The sequence below is a fragment of the Microbacterium endophyticum genome, from assembly GCF_011047135.1.
GTDB lineage: Bacteria > Actinomycetota > Actinomycetes > Actinomycetales > Microbacteriaceae > Microbacterium > Microbacterium endophyticum.
The window spans coordinates 41,937-67,536 of the sequence record NZ_CP049255.1; the positions used below are offsets into that span (position 1 = coordinate 41,937).

Annotated in this window: 26 protein-coding genes; 23 read left to right on the forward strand and 3 right to left on the reverse strand. The window is 60.0% G+C overall.

Annotated elements, in window-relative coordinates:
• The first annotated feature begins 9 nt into the window (after positions 1 to 9).
• The 9 genes from G6N83_RS00215 to G6N83_RS00255 all read left to right on the forward strand — a co-directional run bounded on the left by G6N83_RS00215 (position 10) and on the right by G6N83_RS00255 (position 9,271).
• On the forward strand, positions 10 to 570 hold the full coding sequence (locus tag G6N83_RS00215; protein WP_165138143.1) for a DUF1697 domain-containing protein: 561 nt from the start codon (positions 10 to 12) through the stop codon (positions 568 to 570).
• Positions 571 to 620: 50 nt separating this feature from the next.
• Positions 621 to 1,382: a YebC/PmpR family DNA-binding transcriptional regulator gene (locus G6N83_RS00220; protein ID WP_165138145.1), complete on the forward strand. Its 762-nt coding sequence runs from the start codon at positions 621 to 623 to the stop codon at positions 1,380 to 1,382.
• A gap of 46 nt (positions 1,383 to 1,428) precedes the next feature.
• The gene (gene ruvC, locus G6N83_RS00225; protein WP_165138147.1) at positions 1,429 to 1,992 is read left to right on the forward strand and encodes a crossover junction endodeoxyribonuclease RuvC; all 564 of its coding nucleotides are present in this window, start codon (positions 1,429 to 1,431) and stop codon (positions 1,990 to 1,992) included.
• Positions 1,993 to 2,040: 48 nt separating this feature from the next.
• Entirely contained in the window at positions 2,041 to 2,661 is a 621-nt protein-coding gene (gene ruvA, locus G6N83_RS00230; protein ID WP_165138149.1) for a Holliday junction branch migration protein RuvA, read from the forward strand.
• Positions 2,654 to 3,694: a Holliday junction branch migration DNA helicase RuvB gene (gene ruvB / locus G6N83_RS00235; RefSeq protein ID WP_165138151.1), complete on the forward strand. Its 1,041-nt coding sequence runs from the start codon at positions 2,654 to 2,656 to the stop codon at positions 3,692 to 3,694. The genes ruvA and ruvB overlap by 8 nt, the downstream gene beginning before the upstream one ends.
• Positions 3,695 to 3,772: 78 nt before the next feature.
• Entirely contained in the window at positions 3,773 to 4,210 is a 438-nt protein-coding gene (locus G6N83_RS00240; RefSeq protein WP_165138153.1) for a preprotein translocase subunit YajC, read from the forward strand.
• A gap of 43 nt (positions 4,211 to 4,253) precedes the next feature.
• Positions 4,254 to 5,963 carry a protein translocase subunit SecD gene (gene secD / locus G6N83_RS00245; protein WP_165138155.1) on the forward strand — a complete coding sequence of 570 codons (1,710 nt, stop codon included), beginning with the start codon at positions 4,254 to 4,256 and terminating at the stop codon, positions 5,961 to 5,963.
• The gene (gene secF / locus G6N83_RS00250) at positions 5,963 to 6,952 is read left to right on the forward strand and encodes a protein translocase subunit SecF (protein ID WP_165138157.1); all 990 of its coding nucleotides are present in this window, start codon (positions 5,963 to 5,965) and stop codon (positions 6,950 to 6,952) included. The genes secD and secF overlap by 1 nt, the downstream gene beginning before the upstream one ends.
• 66 nt (positions 6,953 to 7,018) lie before the next feature.
• On the forward strand, positions 7,019 to 9,271 hold the full coding sequence (locus tag G6N83_RS00255; RefSeq protein WP_165138159.1) for a RelA/SpoT family protein: 2,253 nt from the start codon (positions 7,019 to 7,021) through the stop codon (positions 9,269 to 9,271).
• Here the strand turns inward: G6N83_RS00255 and G6N83_RS00260 are convergent.
• The 3 genes from G6N83_RS00260 to G6N83_RS00270 all read right to left on the reverse strand — a co-directional run bounded on the left by G6N83_RS00260 (position 9,258) and on the right by G6N83_RS00270 (position 11,556).
• On the reverse strand, positions 9,258 to 9,806 hold the full coding sequence (locus tag G6N83_RS00260; RefSeq protein WP_165138161.1) for a type IV toxin-antitoxin system AbiEi family antitoxin: 549 nt from the start codon (positions 9,804 to 9,806) through the stop codon (positions 9,258 to 9,260). The genes G6N83_RS00255 and G6N83_RS00260 overlap by 14 nt on opposite strands.
• A 101-nt stretch (positions 9,807 to 9,907) precedes the next feature.
• Positions 9,908 to 11,197 (reverse strand): DUF349 domain-containing protein, encoded by a 1,290-nt coding sequence (locus tag G6N83_RS00265; protein ID WP_165138163.1) that lies wholly within the window; start codon positions 11,195 to 11,197, stop codon positions 9,908 to 9,910.
• A gap of 98 nt (positions 11,198 to 11,295) precedes the next feature.
• On the reverse strand, positions 11,296 to 11,556 hold the full coding sequence (locus tag G6N83_RS00270; RefSeq protein ID WP_165138165.1) for a dioxygenase: 261 nt from the start codon (positions 11,554 to 11,556) through the stop codon (positions 11,296 to 11,298).
• 93 nt (positions 11,557 to 11,649) lie between these two features.
• Between G6N83_RS00270 and G6N83_RS00275 the strand changes: the two genes are divergently transcribed.
• The 14 genes from G6N83_RS00275 to G6N83_RS00340 all read left to right on the forward strand — a co-directional run bounded on the left by G6N83_RS00275 (position 11,650) and on the right by G6N83_RS00340 (position 25,584).
• On the forward strand, positions 11,650 to 13,038 hold the full coding sequence (locus G6N83_RS00275) for a replication-associated recombination protein A (protein ID WP_165138167.1): 1,389 nt from the start codon (positions 11,650 to 11,652) through the stop codon (positions 13,036 to 13,038).
• A 159-nt stretch (positions 13,039 to 13,197) separates the two neighbouring features.
• Positions 13,198 to 13,827 (forward strand): 30S ribosomal protein S4, encoded by a 630-nt coding sequence (rpsD, locus tag G6N83_RS00280; protein ID WP_165138169.1) that lies wholly within the window; start codon positions 13,198 to 13,200, stop codon positions 13,825 to 13,827.
• Between the two features lie 115 nt (positions 13,828 to 13,942).
• Entirely contained in the window at positions 13,943 to 14,203 is a 261-nt protein-coding gene (locus G6N83_RS00285) for an ATPase (RefSeq protein ID WP_165138171.1), read from the forward strand.
• A gap of 54 nt (positions 14,204 to 14,257) precedes the next feature.
• Positions 14,258 to 16,921 (forward strand): alanine--tRNA ligase, encoded by a 2,664-nt coding sequence (alaS, locus tag G6N83_RS00290; RefSeq protein ID WP_165138173.1) that lies wholly within the window; start codon positions 14,258 to 14,260, stop codon positions 16,919 to 16,921.
• Positions 16,918 to 17,376 (forward strand): Holliday junction resolvase RuvX, encoded by a 459-nt coding sequence (gene ruvX / locus G6N83_RS00295; RefSeq protein WP_165138175.1) that lies wholly within the window; start codon positions 16,918 to 16,920, stop codon positions 17,374 to 17,376. Before alaS ends, ruvX begins: the two co-directional genes overlap by 4 nt.
• A 181-nt stretch (positions 17,377 to 17,557) precedes the next feature.
• Positions 17,558 to 18,712 (forward strand): endolytic transglycosylase MltG, encoded by a 1,155-nt coding sequence (mltG, locus tag G6N83_RS00300; RefSeq protein ID WP_241246234.1) that lies wholly within the window; start codon positions 17,558 to 17,560, stop codon positions 18,710 to 18,712.
• Positions 18,706 to 19,542, forward strand: coding sequence for a shikimate dehydrogenase (locus G6N83_RS00305; RefSeq protein WP_165138179.1), 837 nt, complete (start codon positions 18,706 to 18,708; stop codon positions 19,540 to 19,542). The genes mltG and G6N83_RS00305 overlap by 7 nt, the downstream gene beginning before the upstream one ends.
• A 4-nt stretch (positions 19,543 to 19,546) precedes the next feature.
• Positions 19,547 to 20,773, forward strand: a complete 1,227-nt coding sequence (gene aroC, locus G6N83_RS00310) for a chorismate synthase (RefSeq protein ID WP_165138181.1) — start codon at positions 19,547 to 19,549, stop codon at positions 20,771 to 20,773.
• Positions 20,760 to 21,293: a shikimate kinase gene (locus G6N83_RS00315; protein ID WP_165138183.1), complete on the forward strand. Its 534-nt coding sequence runs from the start codon at positions 20,760 to 20,762 to the stop codon at positions 21,291 to 21,293. The genes aroC and G6N83_RS00315 overlap by 14 nt, the downstream gene beginning before the upstream one ends.
• Entirely contained in the window at positions 21,290 to 22,372 is a 1,083-nt protein-coding gene (aroB, locus tag G6N83_RS00320; RefSeq protein ID WP_165138185.1) for a 3-dehydroquinate synthase, read from the forward strand. Before G6N83_RS00315 ends, aroB begins: the two co-directional genes overlap by 4 nt.
• A gap of 2 nt (positions 22,373 to 22,374) precedes the next feature.
• Positions 22,375 to 22,827, forward strand: coding sequence for a type II 3-dehydroquinate dehydratase (locus tag G6N83_RS00325; RefSeq protein WP_183408477.1), 453 nt, complete (start codon positions 22,375 to 22,377; stop codon positions 22,825 to 22,827).
• 92 nt (positions 22,828 to 22,919) lie between these two features.
• Complete coding sequence (efp, locus tag G6N83_RS00330; RefSeq protein WP_165138189.1) at positions 22,920 to 23,480, forward strand: elongation factor P; 561 nt, start codon at positions 22,920 to 22,922, stop codon at positions 23,478 to 23,480.
• 21 nt (positions 23,481 to 23,501) lie between these two features.
• Positions 23,502 to 23,912, forward strand: a complete 411-nt coding sequence (nusB, locus tag G6N83_RS00335) for a transcription antitermination factor NusB (RefSeq protein WP_165138191.1) — start codon at positions 23,502 to 23,504, stop codon at positions 23,910 to 23,912.
• A 94-nt stretch (positions 23,913 to 24,006) separates the two neighbouring features.
• Positions 24,007 to 25,584: a Rieske 2Fe-2S domain-containing protein gene (locus G6N83_RS00340; RefSeq protein WP_165138193.1), complete on the forward strand. Its 1,578-nt coding sequence runs from the start codon at positions 24,007 to 24,009 to the stop codon at positions 25,582 to 25,584.
• Positions 25,585 to 25,600: the final 16 nt, after the last annotated feature.

The window sequence follows — 25,600 nt, forward strand, 5'->3', positions numbered from 1 at the left end:
GGCCAGCCCATGACACTGTGGGTTGCGCTGTTGCGCGGCGTAAACGTCGGCGGCGTCAATGTGAAGAGCGCAGAGCTTCTGGAAGTATTCCGCGGACTCGGCCTCACCCGGCTCACAGCAGTCCTCGCGAGCGGAAACATGATTTTTGAAGAGCCCACTGGCACACTCACGCGGCAACAACTCGAGACGAGGATCGAAGACGCGCTTCACACCCGGTTCTCGTACGACGCTCACGTGCATACTCGAACAACCGCTGAGATCGCGAGTGCCCTGAGCGAGTTCCCGTTCGATGCGACCGACACGTCTCGACAGCCTTACATCGTCTTCTGCTCCGACGTAGATGTCGTGGATTCATTGCTGGCCGGTATTGGTTCCCCTCGAAGCGCAGCCGAGGCCGTTTCCCCCGGCGAAAGCGTGCTCTACTGGTGGCCTGTGAAAGGCCGCTCAACCGACACGCCGCTGGCGAAGGTGCTCACACGAACCCGTTACAAACCCACGACAACAACGCGGAATGTTCGTACCGTGGAGCGAATCCTCGCGACCATGCACAAGAGCGCGCCTTCGACCTGAACTAGAATCGTCTGTGGCCTTTCCGGCCGAAGAACACGAGCGGGGGTTTTATGTCCGGACATTCCAAGTGGGCAACGACCAAACACAAGAAGGCCGTCATCGACGGGCGCCGTGCGAAGTCGTTCGCGAAGCTGATTAAGAACATTGAAGTCGCCGCCAAGCTTGGTGGAGCAGACCTGACCGGCAACCCCACGCTGTACGACGCGGTACAGAAGGCGAAAAAGACCTCGGTCCCTAACGACAACATTGACCGCGCCATCAAACGAGGCGCTGGCATCTCGGGCGAGTCGATCGAATACGTCACGATCATGTACGAAGGCTACGGCCCCAATGGCGTCGCTCTTCTCATCGAGTGCCTCACTGATAACAAAAATCGTGCCGCAGCTGAGGTACGCACAACACTTTCGCGCAACGGCGGGACACTGGCGGACCCAGGCTCAGTCGCGTACAACTTCTCACGCAAGGGTGTCATCGTCGTCTCAGGCGAGGGCACGACCGAAGACGATGTCATGCTTGCCGCGCTCGAAGCGGGCGCTGAAGAAGTGGAACCACACGCGCAGGGATTCGAAGTCATCGCTGATGCATCCGATCTCGTGAGCGTTCGTGTTGCACTGCAGGCAGCTGGGCTCGACTACGAGTCAGCTGATGTCGAATTCGTACCCAGTTTGAAGGTGGAGGTAGATGCCGACACCGCGCGCAAGGTGTTCCGACTGATCGACGCGCTCGAAGACAGCGACGATGTGCAGAACATCTTCAGCAATTTTGACCTCACGCCGGAAGTGCAGGCTGAGCTCGAGAACGACGAGGAATAGGGCGCGCCTGGACTGCGGCCAGGTAGGCCGGACGTAGCGTAGAAGGATGGCTGGACATCTTCGCGTTCTTGGTATCGACCCGGGTCTCACCCGGTGCGGAGTCGGCATCGTGGATGTCGCCAGCAATCGTTCGGCATCCCTCGTCTATGTCGGGGTCGTTCGCTCCGCTGCGGATGCGCCCATCGAGCGGCGTCTCGCCACGATCGCGGCCGGTATCCGTACTGCGATAGCTGAACATCGTCCGGATGTCGTCGCAGTTGAGCGAGTTTTCTCGCAACAGAACCGCAGTACCGTCATGGGAACAGCTCAAGCTTCCGGAATCGCATTGCTGATCGCAGCAGAAAGCGACTTGCCCGCTGCGACTCACACACCAACGGAAGTGAAAGCAGCAGTTACCGGATACGGCGGGGCTGACAAGCTCCAGGTACAGACAATGGTGGCTCGAATACTTCGCCTAGACACTCTCCCGCAGCCGGCGGACGCGGCCGATGCGCTCGCGCTCGCGCTCTGCCACGCGTGGCGGTCTGGCCCGCGCGCAACCACTGCCAACGGAGCGCTTACTCCGGCCCAACGCGCGTGGGCAGATGCGGAGCGGCTGACACGTCGCTAAAGCGTGTCGGTCGAACAAATGTTCGTCTCCATTCCATAGAGTGGGATCATGATTGCTTCCCTCCGCGGCACCGTCGTGCATGTTGCAGATGATGCTCTCGTCATCGACGTGGGTGGAGTCGGCTATTCAGTCTCAGCGACACCCGCGCTCACAAGAGTCGTCTCCCAAGGATCGGAAGTTTTCGTTCACACGATGATGATCGTCCGCGAAGACTCGATGTCACTTTTCGGATTTGAATCCCGCGACGAACTGGCCGCATTCTCGCTGCTGCTCGGAGTGTCGGGCGTCGGACCCAAGTCAGCTCTCGGAGTTCTCTCACATCTGACCGTTCCGCAAATTGCCCAAGCCATCGATGCTGACGACGACGCAGCCTTTCGCCGCGTATCCGGCATCGGACCCAAGACTGCCAAACTTATCGTTGTTCAACTTGCGGGCAAGCTTGTGGCTACGGCGTCCGCTGCCGGACAAAACCTGCAGCCGAAAACTGACATCTCAGCTCAGGTGATCGCCGCACTTGTGGGACTCGGCTGGTCAGAACGAGTCGCCGACGAAGCCGTGGCGCGAGTCGTGAGCTCGGGCTCCGCTCCAACGTCTGCGACAGTTTCTTCGCTCCTGCGCACTACCCTTGCCGAGTTGGGTCCCGCACGTAAGGAGATGGGCGATGGGTGATCTCACCGATGCTGCGGAACCGGTAGACGATAGCGAGCTCGCGATCGAAGGCGCGTTGCGCCCGGCTGCGCTCGCTGAATTCATCGGCCAACAAAAGGTTCGCGGTCAACTTCAGCTACTTCTCGACGCGGCACGTATTCAGCAGCGCCCCGCGGATCACATTCTGTTGGCCGGCCCGCCCGGCCTCGGCAAGACGACGCTCGCGATGATCGTCGCCCACGAAAGCCAGCGTCCGCTCCGGATGTCGAGTGGTCCAGCGATCCAGCATGCTGGCGACCTCGCAGCACTACTTTCGAGCCTGACACCGGGGGAGGTGCTCTTCATCGACGAGATCCATCGGATGGCCCGCGCCGCAGAAGAGATGCTTTATCTCGCGATGGAAGACTTTCGAATCGACATCATGGTCGGAAAGGGCGCTGGTGCGACCAGCATCCCGCTTGATCTCGCGCCCTTCACGCTCGTCGGTGCTACTACGCGCTCAGGCATGTTGCCCAATCCGCTCCGCGACCGATTCGGTTTCACAGGCCACCTGGAGTTCTACGAGACCTCCGAGCTCGAACAAGTTGTTGCGCGCTCTGCAGCAATGCTGAGTGTCGATCTGCCCGCGAGTGCTCGCTTGGAAATCGCCCGGCGTTCGCGGGGTACTCCGCGCATCGCTAATCGCCTGCTCCGTCGAGTACGCGACTACCTCGTCGTACATGGCCATGACGCCGGTCGTGATGGCACAGTCGATGTTGCGCTCGTAGATGCTGCGCTCGATCTTTACGACGTGGACTCCATTGGGCTCGACCGGCTCGACCGCGCCGTCCTTGACATGGTTGTTCGACGGTTCAGAGGTGGTCCGGTGGGGCTCAACACTCTCGCGGTCGCGGTTGGTGAGGAATCCGACACCATCGAGTCAGTTGTCGAACCATATCTAGTGCGGATCGGATTTCTCGGCCGCTCGCCACGAGGCAGAATCGCGATGCCGGAGGCCTACGCACACCTCGGGGTTCACCACCCGGACGGGGCAGTGACTCTCGATGACCTATAATCGCTGAAGGCTTTCGCCCGAATTCCTTCTCTTGTCATCGCCTCGCGATGCGCCTGATCCGAAAGGCCCATTTCCTCCATGGATTTCGCGTCATTCTTTGCCAATTACGGTCTGATTATTCTGCTGGTAGTCCTGCTCGTGTTCATGTTCTGGAGCTCGCGCCGCCGCATGCAGAAGCAGAAGCTGGAGCAGGAAGCAAAGGCACGTGAAACCGTCCCCGGATCCGAGGTACTTCTTCAGGGCGGCATCTACGGCACGATCGTCGAGTACGACGCAGAAAATCTCGACGAGCCTGCGCACGTCGAAATCGCACCGGGCACGATTATTCGGGTACACAGCCAGGCAATCCTTCGCGTAGTGAACCCTGCCACGGGATTCGTCACAGAAGACGAGTTCATCGACGCAGAAGTATCTGAAGAGGGATACATCGAAGGCGTTGCCGATGGTGAGATCACCTCGATTAGCGATGACCAGAAGCGTGCGAACGCAGAGAAGAAAGACAACCCCGAGGTCTGAGTCGGGTCTCCCCGCCCTTCTTTCTCGAGAAAGCTGAACCTCCGTGGCGACATCCACCCCCGTCCGGCACGCTTGGCGTGCGCTGACCGGCCTTCTGATCATCACCGGCGTGCTTTTCGGCATCAATGCACTAGGCGTTTATGTCTTCAAGGGAAGCGCTTGGACTCCTGATCTGGCGCTAGACCTTCAGGGCGGAACGCAGATCATTCTGCAGGCCCAGACCGAAGACGGTGCCGACCCGACCAGCGAACAGCTGAATCAGGCGGTCACGATCATCCGCCAGCGCGTCGACGCCTCGGGCGTCGGCGAAGCAGATGTCACCACGGAGGGCGGCAAGAACATCGTCGTCCAGATCCCGGGCGAAGCAGACGAGCAGACGCGAGAGCGGATTCAAGCGTCCGCTCAGTTGCAGTTGCGACCCGTCCTGTACAGCGGCTCACCCGCGACCACGTATATCGGCGACGACAACACGGCAACTCCGTACCCCACACCCGACCCGTCGCTGGAGTCGACTCCGACGACCTCGCCAACCAACGGCAGCGACACGAGCTGGATCACTCCGGCGCTGCAGGCCGAGTTCCTCGCGTACGACTGCGCTGATCAGAACAATTCGCCAGGCAGCGCGCCGACGGATGAGCCGCTCATCACCTGTGATGAGGACGGTACGGCCAAATACATCCTCGGCCCCGTCGAGCTCGATGGAACCTCGATCGACGATGCGACTGCAGGGATAAATTCCCAGAACGGGCAGTGGGTCATCAACATCACGTTCGATGGCGAAGGAACAAGCACGTTCGGCGAAATCAGCCAGCGCCTCTACAACGAAACTTCACCGCTCAACCAGTTCGCCTTCGTGCTCGACGGCAAAGTTTTGTCGGCGCCATCGATGAACGGCGTGATTCTCGACGGTAAGCCTCAGATTTCTGGAAGCTTCACGCAGGAGAGCGCGCAAAGCCTCGCGGACCAGCTCAAGTACGGTGCGCTTCCGCTCAGCTTCGCCGTCGTGAGCTCCGATACGATCTCGGCAACACTCGGTTCTCAGCAGTTGCAGATCGGGTTTATTGCCGGGCTCATCGGTCTCGCCCTGGTCGCCCTGTACTCGCTCGTTGTCTACCGAGCTCTCGGTTCGATCATCATCGCTTCCCTTGCGGTTATGGCGGTTCTCACCTACATCGCGCTATGCATCCTGGCGTGGCGCATGGGCTTCCGGCTGTCCCTCGCAGGTGTAGCCGGACTAATCGTCACCATCGGATTCACAGCGGACTCGTTCATCGTGTATTTCGAACGAATACGAGATGAATTGAGAGATGGCAAGTCGATCACTGCGGCCGTGGAGGACGGCTGGGGTCGAGCGAAGCGCACGATCTACATCTCGAAGTCGGTGAATATCCTTGCGGCCGTGGTGCTCTACATCCTGGCTGATTCCACGGTGAAGGGCTTTGCATTCACCCTTGGTCTCACTACGGCCATCGACATCCTGATCTTCATCTTGTTCACTCACCCTGTGCTCCAGCTCCTCGCACGAACCAGGTTCTTCGGGTCTGGTCATCCGCTTTCCGGCCTTGATCCCACGGCGCTCGGTGCGGTGTATCGCGGTCGCGCTCAGTTCCGTGCGCCCACAGCGGTAGCAACAGGTCGCACGTCACGCTCTCGTGGCGAGGCCGAAAGACGCCAGACCATCGCCGAACGCAAGCGCGCCGCGGAGCTCGAGAACACAGACGCGGCTTCAAAGTCGAAGAAGGGCGAAAGCTGATGCGCTCCATGAGCCAGGTCGGCAACGATCTCTACTCGGGAAAGACGTCTTTTCCCTTTGTCGGCCGTCGCCGACTGTGGTTCCTCATCGCCGCAATCCTTGTCGTCGGGTCTGCGCTGGTACCGCTCTTCCAGCCAATCCAGCTTTCGATTGAGTTCACTGGCGGATCACAATTCACGGTGACGGGGCTATCCAATCCGAACCAAGACGACGCGACGACAGCTGTCCAGACGGTTGTGCCGGATGCCACTACCAAGGTCACCACGGTGGGAAGTACTGCCGTACGGTTGCAGACCGACCAGATGACAGCCGACCAGACGCAGCAGGTTACCAATGCGCTTGCTGAGGCTTACTCGGTGCCGACGTCCGAAGTCACTGCGTCGTTCATCGGTCCTTCTTGGGGTAATGACGTCACACGTCAGTCGCTCTGGGGCCTGGGTATCTTCCTGGCTCTGACGTTCTTGATCCTCGCGCTCTACTTCCGTACCTGGAAGATGTCAGCCGCGGCTGTCATCGGTGTAGTCGACGTGCTCATCATCACTGTGGGCGTCTATGCGCTGTGTGGTTTCGCAATCTCTCCAGCGGCGGTGATCGGATTCCTCACTGTGCTGTCGTACTCGCTATACGACACGACAGTCGTGTTCGACAAGATTCGAGAGAACACCCGTGAAGACGGCGAAGTCTCGGAGCGAACGTTCGGAGATTCGGTCAACCTCGCGGTGAACCAGACTCTGATTCGCTCAATCAATACGACTGTCGTCGCTATCTTGCCGACAGGAGCGATTCTTTTCATCGGCGCGTTCGCGCTGGGCGCGCAGACCCTCACGGATATCTCGCTCTCGATCTTCGTGGGCACAATCGTCGCCGCATACTCGACGCTGTTTGTCGCGGCACCGTTGTACTCGTACTTCCGCGAGAGCGAGCCGAAGATCAAGACACGAGATGCGCGGGTATTGGCCGCCCGAGCGAAGGCGCGCGACAACGCGTGAACGCCGCCGGCGGTCTGAATTCGGGATTAGGATTGATCCACCTCGAGCGAGGGCGGAGGTAGTCTGATGGCTGAGACGGTTCCAGGCGCCACGCCAAACTCATCGCTTCGTAGGCTTATTCCTCGGATATTTTCGCGCGCCAACCGCGTAAACGATGTTGAACATCTGGAACGGGCCGTCCGTGTGCACCATCCCAAGGGTGATCTCACGATCATCAAAAGGGCCTATGTCGTTGCCGAGCGAGCGCACAAGGATCAAAAGCGTCAGAGCGGTGAGCCATACATCACTCACCCCCTCGCTGTCGCTCAGATTCTTGCTGAGCTGGGCCTCGGGCCGAAGGCGATTGCCGCAGCGCTGTTGCACGACACCGTGGAAGACACCGGGTATGGCCTTGATGAGCTGACCGCCGAGTTCGGCGATGAAGTCGCGATGCTCGTCGATGGCGTCACCAAGCTCGACAAAGTCAAGTACGGCGACGCGGCCCAGGCCGAGACAGTTCGAAAGATGATCGTCGCGATGTCGCGCGACATCCGGGTTCTCCTCATCAAACTGGCAGACCGTCTCCATAACGCTCGAACGTGGGGTTTTGTGCCTCCGGAAAAGGCATCGAAGAAGGCCACTGAGACTCTTGAGATCTATGCACCCTTGGCAAACCGTCTCGGTATTCAGGCGATCAAGTCGGAGCTCGAAGATCTTTCTTTCGCTGTGCTCCACCCCAAGATCTACGTCGAGATCGACAGCCTTGTAAAACAGCGAACACCGCAGCGAGAGCAATATGTGGGTCACGTCATCGACGATGTCGAGAAAGACCTCCGCGAGCTACGAATAAAGGGTCGCGTCGCTGGGCGCCCGAAACAGCTCTACTCGGTCTATCAAAAGATGATCGTCCGAGGCCGGGAATTCGATGACATCTATGACCTGATCGGAATTCGGATCATCGTCGGAACCGTGCGGGACTGCTATGCCGTTTTGGGCGCCATACATGCTCGCTGGACTCCGCTCCCTGGTCGCTTCAAGGACTACATCGCGACGCCCAAGTTCAATCTGTACCAGTCGCTACACACCACCGTGATCGGCCCGAGCGGCCGTACCGTGGAGATCCAGATCCGTACCAATGAGATGCACCAGCAAGCCGAGTTCGGTGTGGCGGCTCACTGGAAGTACAAAGAGCGGATGGCAGGCAAGACAGCGGACACCAGGACCGCGGACAACGACATGGCGTGGTTGGCTCACATCTCCGATTGGCAAGCCGAGACCGCCGACCCCGGTGAATTCCTCGACTCTTTGCGCTTCGAGATAGGCGCCAAAGAGGTTTACGTCTTCACGCCAAAGGGTCGCGTTATCGGTCTTCCCGCCGGCGCGACTCCTGTTGACTTCGCGTATGCCGTGCATACCGAGGTCGGGCACCGCACGATGGGTGCAAAGGTCAACGGGCGCCTCGTTCCGCTGGAATCAGAGCTGACGAGCGGCGATGTCGTAGAAGTCTTCACATCGAAGAACCCGGACGCAGGCCCGAGCCAAGACTGGCTGGGCTTCGTCAGGAGCACTCGCGCTCGCAATAAGATTCGCGGTTGGTTCACGAAAGAACGTCGTGAAGAAGCCATCGAACAGGGCAAGGAGTCGATCGCCCGAGCGATGCGGCGACAGAACCTTCCGTTGCAGCGGTTGATGGCCGAAGATACGTTCAGTGAGCTTGCGCATCAGCTCAATTATGAAGACGTTTCCGCTCTTTATGCCGCGGTCGGCGAGGGCCATGTGTCGACGCAGTCGGTGCTCGAGAAGGTCACCGCCATGGTCAAGGCGGATGACTCGACGACGGGTCCGATCGATATCCCCACGATCGGGAGGAGCCGCGCGCCCCGTCACGGCGACTCCGGTGTTCTCGTGCGCGGTGCCCCCGACATTCTGGTCAAGGTCGCGAAGTGCTGTACACCGGTACCGGGCGACGACATCGTCGGGTTCGTGACGCGGGGGAGCGGCGTATCTGTGCACCGCGCAGACTGCACGAACGTAAAAACCCTCATGACCGAGCCTGAGCGCATGATCGATGTGGAGTGGGCTCCGACCACCAAGAGCGTGTTTCTCGTTCAGATTCAGGTCGAAGCGCTCGACCGAGCTGGGCTACTCAGTGATGTCACCCGAGTGCTTAGCGAGCACCACGTCAATATTTTGTCGGCGACGGTAGCAACGAACAACGATCGCCTTGCGATCAGCAAGTTCGTCTTCGAGATGGGGGACACCGTGCATCTCGACCGTGTGCTGAACGCGGTTCGGCGAATTGACGCGGTATACGACGTATATCGTGTCACGTCGTCGTAGCAGCGCATTCGTTTAAGAAGGCGATTGCCCGGCGTTTGTAGGGAAATGGCGCGTTGTGAGTTTCGATCCAGCCTAGAGCGGCGGTTCGGCGTTCAGGTACGGCCAAGATCATTGCTGTTGCAGCGGCAGCGAACTCTGCGCTACCGCCTCGGAGCAGGTCAACGACGGTACGCGTCGGTGTCGTCACCTTGATACCGGCCCAATTCTCGAGATCGCCCTCGGGAACGAACGCATCCCGATAGATAAATCGCCGTCCTATGCGAAAGTGAAGGCGCCGGCTGACCGAACGCACCACCGTATGGCGCGGTGGTGCCTCAACGATCGCTCCGTGAACCCAGGCGGCGCTGAGATGGGATGCCGCGAGCTCGGGCGGCAAAAGGGGAGCGAGTGATGCAGCTCGCAGCGCAGTCGTCTCGACTGCATCGGCGGGAATGAAGCCCTCGCCCAGTTCGACAACGTCACCGTCGAGCCGCGCTGCGCTCAGCTCTGCCAGTGAAAGCCGAGTGTCTGCGAAATAGAGAAACGGGGATGCCATAAGGGCAATCGTTGCTCAGATCACTTCTACCCCGGTCAGCTGCTGACGCATCTGTGGAATAAACGGCGTGCGCTACAGAATGTGCGCACGCCGTTCCAGAGCTAGTCTCCGATGACTTTCAGCCAGGCGCGGCGTGCGTCGAGCGCCTCGCGAGCGGCAGCGATCTTTCTCGCATCTCCCGACTTTTCAGCGGACGCGAGTTCAGCTTCAAGCTTGTCGATAGCGTCCGTGAGCTGGCGTGTCATGTCGTTGGCACGGGCTTTGGTCTCTGGATTGTTGCGTTTCCAGTCGACTTCTTCGCGTGATCGCAGCGCCTGTTCAATCTTCCGCAACTCATCATCAAGTGCGCGCTCTTGATCTCGAGGGAAGATGCGGCCGATGTCGTCCCACTTGCGCTGGATACTAGTCAACAGCTGACGAGCGGTAGCGATGTTCGACTCATCTGCGACGGTCGCCGCCTCAACCAGAAGTTCTCGTCGAGCGGCGATCTTTTCTTTGGACTCTTCAGCCTCAACACTTTCGCGCTGTACGCGTGCTCCGTAGAGGGCATCACCTGCAGCCTTGAAGCGCGCCCACAGAGCATCGTCGACTTTTTTGCCGGCGCGCCCGGCCGCTTTCCATTCGTCGAGAAGATTGCGATAGTCGGCAATGCCGTCCTCGCCCTTCGGCGCGAGCGCTTCTGCACGCTCGGCGAGACGAGATTTACGTTCGCGCGCACCCTTGTGCGTGTCATCGAGTTCTGCGAAAAACTCGCGACGATGCTTCTCGACTGTGCTTCGCGCGTCACGGAATCTCTTCCACAGGTCCTGAGCCGCACCTTTCGGCAGCCGAGGGCCATTCTGCTGGTGCGTCTGCCATTTATCGAACATCGCTTGAAGCTCGGCCGATGCCTGCTTCCACTGCACCGTCTGCGGGTCACGAGCGGCCAGCGCTTCAGCCTGCTCAACCAGCACCGTTCGCTCGGCAATGGCCGCATCGACAGCAGCGCGTGCTTCTTGCGCCTCGCTCGCGGATGCTGCTTCGAGCGACGAGGCAAGCGCAACGACTCTGGCATCCAGCGCAGCGATGTCGCCGACAGCGGCAGCATCAACCAGTTTTTTGCGGAGAGTCTTCGAAGCACTGCGCAGATCTGATGCGGACGCGCCGCCGCGTCGATGACGCACTTCGAGCAGCGTCACCTCGCTCGCGAGATCGTTGTACTTACGCTCGTAGTACGCAAGCGCCTCAGCCGGGGGAGAGTCGGGGAACTGTCCCACAACTCGCCAGTCATCGCCGGTACGCACCGAGACAGTTCCGTCGTCGTCGACGCGGCCCCACGGGGATGCAGTTGTCGTCTCGACCTCGTCACTCGAAAGTGGCTTGTCGTTGGTGGGGTCTGTGTCAGCAGTCACGTTGGCACCTCAATGCGGCTCACACCGTATGCGGGGAAAGGACATCCCCACCTTATACGGGTCGGCCAGTTTGGTTCGATAGCCGAGCCGCGTCGCGGCTAGGGCGTTGGTATGAGTATGGGGGCCGCTGGTGTTGTTGCACTGGGCGAGGGCGATGCGCTGGCATCCGATGCGCCGTCAGCGTCCACATGGAAGGCGTACTGGCCGACAGCGAGAGCGACGATGAGAATTCCGCCGAAGACGCTCGCCATGAGGTTGTCTCTGCGGCGCCGGAGCTCCTGATCGGAATGAAACCGCAGTCGTCCGGCGTAGATGCGGGCCCTCTCGCGTTCGGCACGCGTACGGTCTTGCTTGGCCACCGACTCTCCCTCCGTAGCTGTCGAGATTGACGACAGGTAGTTGAAAATCTTACGCATCTGCCTGATGTCGGCACGCACAGCTAATCTGTGTGGATGTCTTCTGCGCTCTTTCACGGGCAAACACCGCTTGCAGTGCGGATGAGACCGGTCTCTCTCGATGAGGTTGCTGGACAGCGCCACCTTCTCCGTAGAGGCTCCCCGCTGGTGGCGCTCGCTGACTCCGACTCCAAAAGTCCAGCTGCGACCTCAGTAATTCTCTGGGGCCCGCCGGGCACCGGAAAGACGACGTTGGCGCAGGCAATTGCCCGGTCATCAGGCAGACGTTTTGTCGAGCTATCGGCAGTGACCGCAGGCGTACGCGATGTTCGCGAAGTGATGCAAGACGCACTGACTCAGCGGGACATGTACGGAATGTCCACCATCCTGTTCCTCGATGAGATCCATCGATTCACGAAGGCTCAGCAGGATGCGCTTCTTCCTGGGGTCGAGAACGGTTGGGTCGTCCTCATTGCAGCCACGACGGAAAACCCGTCGTTCTCGGTGATTTCACCGCTGCTTTCACGCTCGCTTCTCCTCACCCTGCAACCGCTCTCTGACGAAGACCTCGGCAGTCTTATCGACCGCGCAGTCGAAGACCCACGTGGTCTCGCCGGGGCAATAGCTCTTGATGACGAGGCGCGTGCTGCACTGATTCGGCTCGCGTCGGGTGATGCCCGGCGCGCACTCACCGCCTTAGAAGCTGCTGCAGCCATGGCTGAGCTTCCGCCGTCAGACGAAACCAGTTCCGAATCGGACGTTGCAGATGGGGATCGCGATTCTGCTGCTTCGTCGGACTCGGAGGCGCGGCCGATGATCTCAGCCGAGCACATCGCCCAGGCCGTTGATCGCGCGCTCTTGCGCTACGACCGCCAAGGCGACGAACACTATGACGTCATCAGCGCGTTCATCAAGTCCATCAGAGGCTCCGATGCCGACGCGGCGCTGCATTACCTCGCTCGAATGATCGAGGCGGGTGAAGATGCTCGTTTCATCGCGCGACGCCTGGTTATTTCGGCATCGGAGGATATTGGGTTAGCTGACCCCCTTGCGCTGAACATCGCAGTCGCGGCGGCAGACGCCGTGCAGTTCATTGGAATGCCCGAGGGCCGAATTCCGCTCGCGGAGGCCACAACATACCTCGCCACAGCCGCGAAATCGAACGCTTCGTATCTCGCCATCGACAAGGCGATCGCAGACGTCAAGGCTGGCGGCTTTGGCTCTGTGCCACTCCACCTGCGAGATGCGCACTACGCCGGCGCGAAGCGCCTCGGACACGGCAAAGGCTACAAGTATCCCCATGACAGCGACATCGGCGTCGTGGCCCAGCAATATCTCCCTGAAGAGCTTCGTGGACGCCGCTACTACGAACCCACTGCTCACGGCCAAGAACGCGACATTAGCGCGCGACTCGAGAAGATCCGCCGCATCCTCGGCTCGACATGAGGCGTCTGATAAGATGAATCGGCTCTAGACCCAGTTCTCGAGCATCTCCTTTCCTCCACGAAACCATCGGTGCGCTGCGACGTGCGCCCGATTGGTGGAGGTTGGTGATACGTCCGTGAGCCGTGAAATGCATGGCCACGTCATCGGAAGGACACACCTGTGCCCACGAAGTCCCAGGACCGCCGCAAGGTCCGCCTGTCCCGTGCTCTCGGCATCCCGCTAACGCCGAAAGCAGCACGCTACCTCGAAAAGCGTCCCTACGCTCCGGGCGAGCACGGCCGCACGAAGCGTAAAGCCGACAGCGACTACGCCGTTCGTCTCCGTGAGAAGCAGCGTCTGCGCGAGCAGTACGGCATCCGCGAGAAGCAGCTGCGTATTGCGTTCAACGAAGCTCGTCGCCACGACGGCCTGACAGGTGAAAACCTCGTCGAGCAGCTCGAAATGCGTCTTGACGCTCTTGTCGTTCGTTCGGGCTTCGCTCGCACGACCGCGCAGGCTCGCCAGTTCGTCGTTCACCGCCACATCATGGTGGATGGCCAGCTCGTTGACCGCCCGTCGTTCCGCGTCAAGCCGGGTCAGCTCATTCACGTGAAAGAGCGAAGCGAAGGCACCGAGCCGTTCCAGGTTGCCGCCGCAGGCGCGCACGCCGAGGTTCTGCCCCCGGTTCCGTCCTACCTCGAGGTAGAGCTCGACAAGCTGCAGGCACGCCTCGTGCGCCGCCCCAAGCGCGCCGAGGTGCCCGTCACCTGTGACGTGCAGCTCGTCGTTGAGTACTACGCGGCACGCTAAGCAGCGCATCGCAATTCAGCCAAGGGCGTCGGGTTTATCCCGGCGCCCTTGGTCGTTCTCGCCTACGATGGATGAACCCGCCGAGATTCGCGCGGTCAAAATGAGGGAGTGTCACGTGAAAAATGTGGTGTGGTTCGTGCTGGGGGCCGGTGCCGGTTTCGTTCTCGCGCATTTCGTGGACAAAGACCCACGTGGGCACGAAGTTTTGGCTGACATCGACTCTCGGATCACGGAGTTCACCGATCGAATCGGTGACGCGTACCGCGAACAGCAGTCGCGCTTTACAGAACTCGCCGAAGAGATGAAAGACGCAGCAACCGACGCGGCCGAGAAGCTCGCGAGCGCTGCTGCTGATGTGACATCCGACAAAGACTGACTCCGCCTCGACCGGGGTTCCCGGATGAACTGCGCCTGAAAAAGGAACACCCGCATGAAAACTGCCGAAATCGCTCAGCGATATCTCAGCTACTTCGAGAAAAACGACCACACCATCGTGCCGTCGTCCTCGCTGGTCACCGACGACCCGTCGTTGCTTTTCACTGTCGCCGGAATGGTTCCGTTCATTCCTTATCTGACAGGGATGGTTCCAGCGCCGTATAGTCGCGCCGCCGACGTACAGAAGTGCATTCGCACCAACGACATCGAAGAGGTTGGGCATACGGCTCGGCACGGCACTTTCTTCCAGATGTTGGGCAACTGGTCGTTCGGTGACTATTTCAAAGAAGGCGCTATCGGCTACGCCTGGGACCTCTTGACAAGCGCAGAGTCTGACGGTGGGCTGGGATTTGAAGAGCGTGACCTCTGGGTCACCGTGTACGAAGACGATGACGAAGCTGCCAGCCTGTGGCAGAAGATCGCCGGGCTACCCGAGAGCCGAATCCAACGCCTCGGCCGAGAAGACAACTACTGGTCTACAGGTCAGCCCGGTCCCGCTGGGCCGTGCTCGGAAATCTACTTCGACCGCGGCCCGAAGTACGGCCGGGATGGTGGACCGGCGGTTGACGATAACCGCTTCACTGAAATTTGGAACCTCGTCTTCATGCAGTATTCGATTGCGAATGTGCGATCGAAGATCGATTTCGACATCGTGGGCGATCTGCCCCATAAGAACATCGATACTGGAATGGGTCTCGAGCGCGTCGCTTTCATCAAGCAGGGCGTCGACAACATGTACGAAACAGATCAGGTACGTCCGGTCTTAGATCGTGCTGTCGAGATGTCAGGACGCCGCTACGGCGCTGAGCACGAAGACGACGTACGATTCCGCGTCATCGCCGATCATGTGCGTTCGTCTCTGATGCTTCTGTCCGACGGTGTCACGCCTTCGAACGAGGGCCGCGGTTACATCCTTCGTCGTTTGATGCGTCGAACTGTGCGCTCCATGCGTCTGCTCGGCGTCGACGGCGCGACATTCCCAGAGCTCTTCTCCGCCTCGCGCGACGCCATGGCAACGTCATATCCCGTCGTGGCTGATGACTGGTCTCGAATCTCACAGTACGCGTTCGCCGAAGAGGAAACCTTCCTCCGAACTCTGGCTTCCGGTTCCACCATTCTCGACGTCGCTGTGACGGACGCGAAAGACGCGGGCAAAAGCGCACTGAGCGGCCCTGACGCTTTCCTCTTGCACGACACCTACGGTTTCCCGATCGATCTCACTTTGGAGATTGCTGAGGAAGCAGGGCTTTCAGTCGACCGCGAGGCCTTCAACGCGTTGATGCAGGAGCAGCGCTCACGGGCGAAAGCTGACGCCAAGTCTCGTAAACGCGCGATTGCAGACCACAGCGTTTATCGCGATTTCCGCGCCCTTGGCGAGACAGTCTTCACCGGATACACGGACATGGAGACCAGCTCGCGTGTTCTCGGCGTTCTCGTAGATGGAGTCGCGGTCTCCTCTGCCGGCGTGGGACAGATCGCTGAAATCATTCTCTCGGAGACGGCGCTTTACGCTGAGTCCGGCGGGCAGGTTGCCGACAAGGGACTCATCGTCGGACCTGGCTACGAACTTAAAGTTCTCGACGTCCAAAAGCCGGTGCCCGGGCTGATCAGCCACACAGTGGAGGTCACTCAGGGCGAGGTCGGTGTTGATCAGCCCGCCACCAGCGTCGTTGATGCTGCAAATCGACGGTCCGCGCAACAGGCTCACTCAGCGACGCACCTGGTACACGCTGCGCTTCGCGACACTCTCGGAAAGAGCGCAACCCAGGCGGGATCTCTCAATCGTGCGGGCTACCTTCGTTTCGATTTCTCGTGGAATCAAGCCCTTTCCGCTGCAACCAAAAGCGAAATTGAAGAGATATCCAACAACGCTGTTCGCGACAACCTCACCGTCACAACGCGTGTACTTCCGATCGCCGAAGCGAGAGAGCTTGGCGCGATGGCCCTTTTCGGTGAGAAATACGGCGACACCGTGCGCATGGTTGACATCGGCGGTCCGTGGTCGCGTGAACTCTGCGCTGGCACTCACGTGACATCTAGTGCAGAAATCGGGCTGATTAATCTGATCGGAGAGTCGTCGGTGGGTGCATCCAACCGCCGCGTCGAGGCGCTTGTCGGTCTAGACGCTTTCCGTGATCTCGCAGCTGAGCGAGCAATCGTGTCGCAGCTCAGTTCGTCATTGAAGACACCTCGAGAGCAGCTTCCCACCCGCATTGCAGAACTTTCCGCAAGCCTCAAAGCCGCCGAGAAGAAGATCGCGGCTTACGAGGCGCGAGCTCTTGCGGACCGTGCGCCTGACCTCGCTTCCCGGGCACGACCGCTCGGCGCATACCGTGTCGTGGCGGAATCGATGGGCACGGCGAGTTCAGCTGACGACGTACGCGCACTCGCGCTTCAGATTCGCGACCGCCTCTCAGCAGAGCCGGCCGTTATCGCGCTCGGTGCCGATATTGGCGGTCGAGCTGTTGTGATCGTTGCGACTACTCCCTCTGCGCGCGACGCTGGAGCGAAGGCAGGCGTGCTGGCCAAAGTTGCCGCCGCCACCCTCGGCGGCGGCGGCGGCGGACGAGACGACGTGGCACAGGGCGGTGGCACAGATGTACCGGCGCTCTCGGCGGCTCTGTCTGCTGTGACCGCGTCGTTGTCGATGGGCGCATGAGCGACTTTCGTCGGGGCGTTCGCCTAGGCGTTGATGTGGGTAAGGCTCGAGTGGGTGTTGCCCGGTGTGATCCAGATGGCATGCTTGCCACACCCGTCGAGACCGTGCCGCGCAACGACGAATCGATCCGACGGGTCTTGGAACTCGCAAATGAGTTCGACGCTATCGAAATCGTGGTCGGACTTCCGCTGAGCTTGAATGGAACCGACACGGCCTCGACCGCCGATGCGCGAGATTTCGCTGCCAGCCTCGCGCGCGGCTCGCGACCCGTACGGCTGTCGGACGAGCGTCTCAGCACCGTCTCCGCACACGCCGCGCTGCGGCAGTCTGGGCGCTCGCAGCGTAATTCTCGTAGCATTGTCGATCAGGTCGCCGCGGTTATTCTCTTGCAGAACGCGATCGACGTCGAAAAGCGTTCAGGAAGAGCACCCGGCATTCCCGTTTCTTCGGCATAGGAGCCCGCCCAACATGACTGACGCCATGCTTCCAGACGATCCGTCCTCGGGGCTGAACGAATCGTCGCCCCGGCGCACAGACGGGTCCACTCCCTCCTCTCGGCGTGCCGCAAGAGAGGCACAGCGAGAGGAAAGTGCGGTCCCACCAGTTTCGGCAGCGGCCCCCGAAGAGACGTCGCGCATGAGCACCCGACCTCAACACACGCCCCCCATCCACGAGATGTTCCAGCCCGAGCCCTCGGCCCGGGGCCCTCGTTCGTCAAAGAGCAAGAATCGGCTCGGCTGCGGGATTGTGCTGGCACTCATCCTGTTGCTGGTCGGGGGAGTGGCCGCGGGTGGCTGGTGGGTGTGGAGCACCTACGAATCTCAGATTCGCGAGTTGATGGGATGGGAAGAGCCCAAAGACTACGAAGCAGGAATGGCCGAAGGCGAGGTCCTCGTGACAATCGCTGACGGTGACGGCGGCCAACAAATTTCGCAGACGCTTTTCGATCAGGGCGTCACGAAAACTTCCGACGCCTTTTACGACATGCTCGTCGACACCGGAGCGACGACAACGTTCTATCCCGGCACGTATCAACTTCAGTTGAAGATGACGGCGGCCGCGGCACTCGAAGCACTCGAAGATCCCGCCAACAAGATGGAGAATTCAGCGCAGCTCCCGGAAGGGCTCACCGTTGAGCAAACGCTGACGCGGCTGAGTGAGAGCACAACTATTTCACTTGACGAACTCGAGGCCGCTGTCGCGAAACCCTCCGACTACGGTGTGTCAGCCGATTCGCTCGAAGGCTGGTTGTTTCCGGCCACCTATACCTTCGAACCAGGCACTACGGCGACGGCTGTTATCCAAACGCTTGTCGATCGTGCTGTCGAATCGCTCGACGCGGCCAGTGTTCCGGTGGACGAGCGACAGCGTGTTCTCACCGTGGCGTCGATCATTCAGCGTGAAGCCGGATCTGAAGCTGATTTCTACAAGGTCTCGAGGGTCATCCAGAATCGACTCGACGACAGCATGCTGCTGCAGATGGACTCCACTGCTCAATATGGCTACGGCGAGATGCACGACGGCACAGTGAGTTCTTCAGCAGAAGCTCTCTCGGATGACAATCCCTGGAACACATACGTCCGGCAGGGCTTACCCGCCGGTCCGATCGCGAACCCCGGAGATATCGCCATCGATGCGGCAATGCACCCCGCAGACGGTGATTGGTTGTACTTCGTGACTGTCAATCTCGAGACCGGTGAGACCGTATTCACCAACAATCTCGCTGACCATGAGGCTGCAGTAGCGCAGTGGCGCGCATGGTGCACAGAGAATCCCGACGCCGGATGTTAGTCACTCCCCGCTGTGAAGTCTGGGGAGATCCGATTGCACATAGTCGTTCCCCGGAGCTGCATCGCGCCGCCTACCGTGTGCTCGACCTCGAGTGGGAATACGACCGTCGCCGCGTCACCGAATCACGCTTCACGAGCGAACTGAACTCCCTAGGTCCACGATTCCGAGGGCTCTCCGTCACCATGCCGCTCAAATCCGCGGCATACCGAGCCGCCAGCCGTCGTGACAGGCGGGCTCAGCTCACGGGCGCCGTAAATACATTGGCATTGTCAGCGCGTGGGGCACACGGCTTCAACACCGATATCGGTGGCCTCGTGCAAGCTCTAAAGGATGAGGGCATGGATGCTCTTGACCATGTTCGGATCGTGGGAGCTGGCGCGACCGCGACGTCGGCACTTGTCGCTGCTGCAGAGATGGGAGCTACCCGCATTGACGTGGTGGCTCGGCGCCCGGACGCAACTCATCACCTCATTGCTCTCGGTGAAACGCTCGGCGTGCAGGTCGAAGCACGTTCATTCGATTCACGTTCTGATTCCGCCGTCGAACTGACGATTGCGACGCTGCCTGGTGATGCCCCGCTTTCTGACGCACACACTGATGCGCTCGCTGCGACAGGCGGAACACTGTTCGATGTCGTCTACGGACAGTGGCCGACCACCCTCGCAGCAGCGTGGCAACGCAACGATGCGATCGCCATTTCGGGCCTCGGGATGCTACTTCACCAGGCGCTTCTTCAGGTCCGAGCGTTTACCACCGGTGATATCGAAGAACCGATTGCCGACGAACCGGCAGTGCTCGCCGCGATGCGTGCTGCTCTCGTGGGAGACTAGAAGAATGCTCCGCGTGCTCACGGCCGGCGAATCGCACGGCCCCGAACTCATTGCTGTCATGGAGGGTCTGCCAGCTGGCGTCCCCATCTCCCGTGCTGCTATCCAAGCTGACCTCGCCCGCAGAAAGCTCGGCTACGGCCGAGGATCGCGGATGAAGTTCGAAGAAGACGAACTCACCCTCTCGACCGGCGTCCGCCACGGCTCAAGCCTTGGAAGTCCGATCGCTCTTCGTATCGGCAACACAGAATGGCCAAAGTGGGCTGAAGTCATGAGCCCCGAGCCAATCGAGATCACAGAGAAGTCTCGGGGTCGCAGCGCAGCTCTCACTCGCCCTCGACCCGGCCATGCCGACCTTGTCGGCATGCAAAAGTACGGCTTCTATGAAGCTCGACCGATCCTTGAGCGCGCGAGCGCACGTGAGACCGCCGCCCGCGTGGCGCTCGGCGCTATTGCCCGCTCGTTTCTCTCAGAGCTCGGCATACGACTCGTCAGTCACACGCTGTCGATCGGGCCCGTGCAGGTTCCCGAAGGGTCGGCTCTTCCGACAGCAGACGACGTTGACGCACTCGATGCCGACCCGTTGCGATGCTTCGACTCTGAGACGTCAGCGCGCATGGTCGATGAGGTGGATGCTGCGCGTAAGGATGGTGACACGCTTGGCGGAATCGTGGAGGTTCTCGCTTACGGCCTTCCTCCGGGGCTCGGCTCCCACGTGCAGTGGGATCGCAAACTCGATGCCAAGCTGGCACAGGCGCTCATGAGCATTCAAGCAATCAAGGGTGTCGAGATCGGTGATGGTTTCGAGACAACCCGACGCCGTGGTTCTGCTGCGCATGATGAGCTTTTCGCAGATGACGGCGGCATAACGCGCACGACTGATCGTGCGGGCGGAACCGAGGGTGGCATGTCGACCGGAACACTGCTGCGGGTCCGAGCAGGTATGAAGCCGATCGCAACCGTGCCCCACGCTCTTCGAACAATCGACGTGGCAACCGGGGAAACGGCATCCGCTCACCATCAGCGTTCCGACGTGTGTGCTGTACCGGCGTCAGGCGTTGTCGCTGAAGCGATGGTCGCGATCACTCTTGCGGACGTTGTGCTGGAGAAGTTCGGCGGTGACAGTGTCGCGGAGACGGCGCGGAACCTGGCGAACTATCTCGCGGCCATCCCTGAGACGCTCCGCACAGCGTCTGAGAGTTCAAGCGCGCTCTTCTCGGATGATCGCGCCTGAGTCGCGATCGCTGGTTCTCGTCGGTCCGATGGGAGCGGGCAAGACGAGCGTGGGCCGCCGTGTGGCGCGCGCACTCGGCGAGCGGTTTGTCGACACAGATAAGTCGGTGATTCGCGAGCACGGAGCTATCGCTGAGATCTTTTCACAGCAGGGCGAGCGCCACTTTCGAGAGCTTGAGCGTGCTGCCGTCATCGACGCACTCTCTCATGGCGGCGTAATTGCACTAGGTGGGGGCGCGGTGCTTGACCCGAGCACACGCTCGGATCTGGGCGCACACCGCGTCGTCTTTCTTACCGTCAACGCCAAGATCGTCGCGTCCAGGATTGCAAGCGACGACAGACCACTTCTTTCCGGGGAAGATCCTCTCGCACGGTGGCAGAAGATCTATCGAGAACGCCTACCGCTCTACGAAGAAGTGGCGGACGCAACTTTCGATACATCGGCTGGTCCGCTTGCGCATGCTGTGGCAGCGATAGTCGATTGGGCCAAGCACGACGACAACCGTCTGGAGAATTCATGAGCGACAACACCATCATTTCCGTAGCTGGTGCCGAACCGTATGACATCACTGTCGGACGCGAAATCCTGTCGCTCACACCGCAAGCGCTCGCGCCGACGGTCAAGAAAGTGCTTGTCGTGCACGCTCCGACGGTGAGCGCTAAAGCAGCTGAACTCCGTGAGCTTCTCATGGCATCCGGCGAACGTGAGGTTCTCCTCGCTGAAATTCCAGACGCCGAAGCAGGAAAGCGCATTGAAGTTGCCGCATTTTGTTGGCAGATCATGGGGCAAGCTGATTTCACACGCACCGACGCTGTTGTGGGATTCGGCGGCGGTTCAGTCACCGACGTAGCCGGATTCGTTGCCGCTACCTGGCTTCGTGGCGTGCAGATCGTTCAGATCCCCACGACAGTGCTCGCCATGGTGGATGCGGCCGTCGGGGGGAAGACCGGCGTCAACACAGCAGAGGGCAAGAACCTCGTTGGGGCGTTCTGGCCGCCACGAGCAGTGCTGTGCGACCTCGACCTCCTAGAGACACTCGGCGAAAACGAGCGGGTCGCCGGTTTCGCCGAAGTCGTCAAAGCCGGCTTCATTTGGTACCCAGAAATTCTCGATCTGATCGAGCAGGACCCGGTTGCTGCGGTCGATCCCACGAGCCCGGCATTTCGTCGCTGCATCGAACTAGCGATCGAGATGAAAGCTCGAGTCGTGGGCGAAGACCTGCGAGAAGCCGGTCTTCGCGAAGTCCTCAACTACGGTCACACTCTCGGTCACGCCATCGAGCACGCGGAGCGTTACCAGTGGCGACACGGCGCCGCCATCTCGATCGGAATGATGTTCGCTGCAGAGCTCTCTCGGCTCGCCGGGCGGCTCTCTGACGAAGCCGCAACACGGCATCGCACGATTTTAGAGCTGCTGGGCCTACCCACCTCATACCGTGCGGGCGCTTGGGGGCAACTCCTTGCATCAATGCAGCGTGACAAGAAGTCGCGTGGCGGCATGCTTCGCTTTATCGTTCTCGACGACATCGCGAAGCCCACAGTCTTGCAGGCACCCGATGAATCTCTTCTCTTTGCCGCCTACCAAGAAGTCGGTGCGTGATCATGGCGAATCAGATCCTGCTGGTAAACGGACCGAACCTCAACCTGCTTGGTGTCCGTGAGCCAACGCTCTACGGCACACAGACTCTGCAGGATGTAGAAGACGTCGTGTCGCATGCTGCAGCTACCCACGGGTTCGTCGTTCGTGCAGTGCAGAGCAACCATGAAGGCGTCTTGATCGATGCAATCCACGCAGCTCGCGAGGATTGCACGGGGATTGTCATCAACCCCGGTGGGCTGACTCACACATCGGTGGTGCTTCGGGATGCACTCTCGGGGGTTGCCCTCCCCGTCGCAGAAGTGCACATTTCAGACGTTCGCGCACGCGAGTCTTTCCGCCATTTCTCCTACGTTGCGGATGTCGCAGCTATCCACGTCATCGGGGAGGGCGTCGCCGGTTACGCAACCGCCGTTGACCGCCTTTGCGCTCTGATCACCGGTACATCCGCGGACTAAACAACACCATCACGTAGGATAGGACGTCGGCCACTTCACGTACCAGCGCAAGTGACCGCATTCCACAACACGAAACGGACCTCTTCTCTCTCATGGCATCCACAGCAGACATCAAGAACGGCGTCGTCCTCAGCATCGACGGACAGCTCTGGAGCGTCATTGAGTTCCAGCACGTTAAGCCCGGCAAGGGCGGCGCGTTCGTTCGCACCAAAATGAAGAACGTCATGACTGGCAAGGTCGTCGACAAGACGTATAACGCCGGTGCCAAGATCGATGTCCAGAACGTCGATCGCCGTGACTTCACCTACCTCTACGCGGACGGCGAAAGCTTCGTCTTCATGGACATGGCTGACTACGACCAAATCAATGTGCCGGCAACCGTTGTGGGCGAGACCGCCAACTTCTTGCTCGAGAACCAACAAGTCACCATCGCCACTCACGATGGAAACCCGCTTTACGTCGAGCTCCCAGCATCCGTTGTACTTGAAATCACGTACACCGAGCCGGGTTTGCAGGGTGACCGTTCATCAGCGGGCACGAAGACTGCAACGGTAGAAACCGGGTACGAGATCCAGGTTCCTCTCTTCGTCGAGAACGGCACCAAAGTAAAGGTCGACACCCGCACGGGTGACTACCTCGGACGCATTAGCTGAGACGGCGAGCTTCACACATTCATGAGTGCCCGCAGCAAAGCGCGTAAACGCGCGCTGGACATCCTTTTTCAGGCCGACGTGCGCGGCGATGGCCTTCCCGATACTCTCGCCGCTGAAGCCAAGCGCGCAGCCGGCGAGCCTCAGCGTTCGGGTTCGTGGCTCTACGCGCGAGACATCGTTGACGGTGTCATCGACCATCGCGACGAAATCGATGAGCAGATCACGACGTTTGCGAAGGATTGGTCGCTGTCCCGCATGCCGGCGGTCGACCGCGCCGTCCTGCGACTCGGCGTCTGGGAAGTGCTCTTCAACGACGAGGTGCCCACGGCCGTCGCTATTGACGAAGCAGTAGAACTCGCCAAGGAGTTCTCGACAGATGAATCGGGCGCGTTCGTGCACGGAGTTCTCGCGCGCGTCGCTCGCTCTAGCTAGCGCAGCAACTGGAGCGTACGGGTGCTTTTGCACGGCGCCACTTCGGCATCCTTTTCAGAATGGATGCCTACACTCGATTTTGAAGGGAGTGCGCATGCGCATCACAGGACTCGGCCACGCCGGAATGTTCATCGAGACTTTGGGCGGCAGCATTCTGTGCGACCCGTGGGTGAAGTCGGCGTTCTACGGATCGTGGTTTCCGTTCCCCGATAACCGCCACCTCGATTGGGAACGCTTCGGCAAGGCAGATTTTCTCTACGTGAGTCACCGCCACCGCGATCACTTTGATCCCTGGCTGCTTGAGACATACGTTCCGAAAGACATCGAGGTGCTCCTTCCGGATTACCCAACCGACGATCTCGAGCGTGACCTTCGCGCGCTCGGTTTCAACAACATCACGTACACGCAGTCCGGCGAGATCATCGAACGTGGCCCGCTCCGCATGATGGTCACACCACTTCGTGCGCCCAGCGACGGCCCGATCGGTGACTCCAGTCTTTCCGTCGACGATGGCACCGCCAGCATCCTCAATCAGAACGACTCGCACCCGCTCGATCTCGAGAAGCTGCTTTCATTCTCGAAGCCCGAGGCTTACTTCACCCAATTCTCCGGCGCCATCTGGTGGCCGATGGTTTACGACCTGCCAGAGGACGCAAAGCAGAACTTTGCCCGACTCAAACGCGACGCTCAGCACAAACGCGCGATGTATTACATCGAAAAAGTTGATGCCCCTCACGTTTTCCCCATGGCGGGGCCGCCCATGTTCTTGCGCGACGAGCTGTTCCGCTACAACGGGCTCGGACAGCAGAACGATTCGATTTTTACTGACCAAGCCGAGTTCATTGCCCGCATGGGCGAAGAAGCCCCCCAGTACGCGGGTCATGTCTTCATTCCGGGTACCGTCGTCACGATCGAAAATGGCGAGCAGGCTGTCGAGCAGACGCTCTATACCGACACTGAAATCGACGAGATGTTCAGCGACAAGTGGGGCTATCTCGAGAAGCAACGAGCGAGCCGCCAAGCGGAGATTCGTGCCGAAGAAGACTCGCGCGCACCCGTTCTGCCACCCGCCGAGATGCTTGCGGCGCTGAAGTCGTGGTGGGAACCGTTGCTACGTCGGGGACGTATTTTCCGCGACGGCGTCGGCGGTCCTGTGCGCATGACGATCGGCGATCTCGACATGGTTGTCGACTTTCCCAAGGCAAAACTTCGTGTGTATGCGGGGGAGGAGTGCTCCTACTGGTTCACGATCCCCGCTGATCTCGTCTCGACGAACATTGCAGAACACGAAATCGATTGGTCGAACTCGATCTTCCTATCGATGCAATTCGCGGCCGGGCGCATCGGCAAGTTCAACGAGTTCATTTACACGTTCATGAAGTGTCTCTCGCGCGACCGGCTTGAGTATGTCGAGAACTGGTACGCAGAACAGTCCGACGTCACCGAAGATGTAGAACTCGGCGACTGGGTTGTGCAACGTCGGTGCCCCCATCTTCGCGCTGATCTCTCGAAGACCGGCAAAATCGAAGACGGCGTACTCACCTGCTCACTTCACGACTGGAAGTGGGACCTTTCCACAGGCAAGTGCCTCAGCACTCTCGGGCACCCTATTCGCGCTCACGCTAAAGAAGATGAGTTGCACCGAGAAGCGAGTACCCCAGCCGCAATGTAAGGTGGTGTTGCACCTA

Coding starts and splice junctions, on each gene's coding strand:
- mltG (WP_241246234.1), top strand. CDS start 17,558: ATGAGCACCCGACCTCAACACACGCCCCCCATCCACGAGATGTTCCAG.
- ruvX (WP_165138175.1), top strand. CDS start 16,918: ATGAGCGACTTTCGTCGGGGCGTTCGCCTAGGCGTTGATGTGGGTAAG.
- G6N83_RS00220 (WP_165138145.1), top strand. CDS start 621: ATGTCCGGACATTCCAAGTGGGCAACGACCAAACACAAGAAGGCCGTC.
- secF (WP_165138157.1), top strand. CDS start 5,963: ATGCGCTCCATGAGCCAGGTCGGCAACGATCTCTACTCGGGAAAGACG.
- G6N83_RS00315 (WP_165138183.1), top strand. CDS start 20,760: ATGATCGCGCCTGAGTCGCGATCGCTGGTTCTCGTCGGTCCGATGGGA.
- G6N83_RS00340 (WP_165138193.1), top strand. CDS start 24,007: ATGCGCATCACAGGACTCGGCCACGCCGGAATGTTCATCGAGACTTTG.
- ruvA (WP_165138149.1), top strand. CDS start 2,041: ATGATTGCTTCCCTCCGCGGCACCGTCGTGCATGTTGCAGATGATGCT.
- G6N83_RS00255 (WP_165138159.1), top strand. CDS start 7,019: ATGGCTGAGACGGTTCCAGGCGCCACGCCAAACTCATCGCTTCGTAGG.
- G6N83_RS00240 (WP_165138153.1), top strand. CDS start 3,773: ATGGATTTCGCGTCATTCTTTGCCAATTACGGTCTGATTATTCTGCTG.
- G6N83_RS00260 (WP_165138161.1), bottom strand. CDS start 9,806: ATGGCATCCCCGTTTCTCTATTTCGCAGACACTCGGCTTTCACTGGCA.
- ruvB (WP_165138151.1), top strand. CDS start 2,654: ATGGGTGATCTCACCGATGCTGCGGAACCGGTAGACGATAGCGAGCTC.
- G6N83_RS00275 (WP_165138167.1), top strand. CDS start 11,650: ATGTCTTCTGCGCTCTTTCACGGGCAAACACCGCTTGCAGTGCGGATG.
- G6N83_RS00215 (WP_165138143.1), top strand. CDS start 10: ATGACACTGTGGGTTGCGCTGTTGCGCGGCGTAAACGTCGGCGGCGTC.
- alaS (WP_165138173.1), top strand. CDS start 14,258: ATGAAAACTGCCGAAATCGCTCAGCGATATCTCAGCTACTTCGAGAAA.
- G6N83_RS00305 (WP_165138179.1), top strand. CDS start 18,706: ATGTTAGTCACTCCCCGCTGTGAAGTCTGGGGAGATCCGATTGCACAT.
- nusB (WP_165138191.1), top strand. CDS start 23,502: ATGAGTGCCCGCAGCAAAGCGCGTAAACGCGCGCTGGACATCCTTTTT.
- aroC (WP_165138181.1), top strand. CDS start 19,547: ATGCTCCGCGTGCTCACGGCCGGCGAATCGCACGGCCCCGAACTCATT.
- efp (WP_165138189.1), top strand. CDS start 22,920: ATGGCATCCACAGCAGACATCAAGAACGGCGTCGTCCTCAGCATCGAC.
- ruvC (WP_165138147.1), top strand. CDS start 1,429: ATGGCTGGACATCTTCGCGTTCTTGGTATCGACCCGGGTCTCACCCGG.
- G6N83_RS00325 (WP_183408477.1), top strand. CDS start 22,375: ATGGCGAATCAGATCCTGCTGGTAAACGGACCGAACCTCAACCTGCTT.
- aroB (WP_165138185.1), top strand. CDS start 21,290: ATGAGCGACAACACCATCATTTCCGTAGCTGGTGCCGAACCGTATGAC.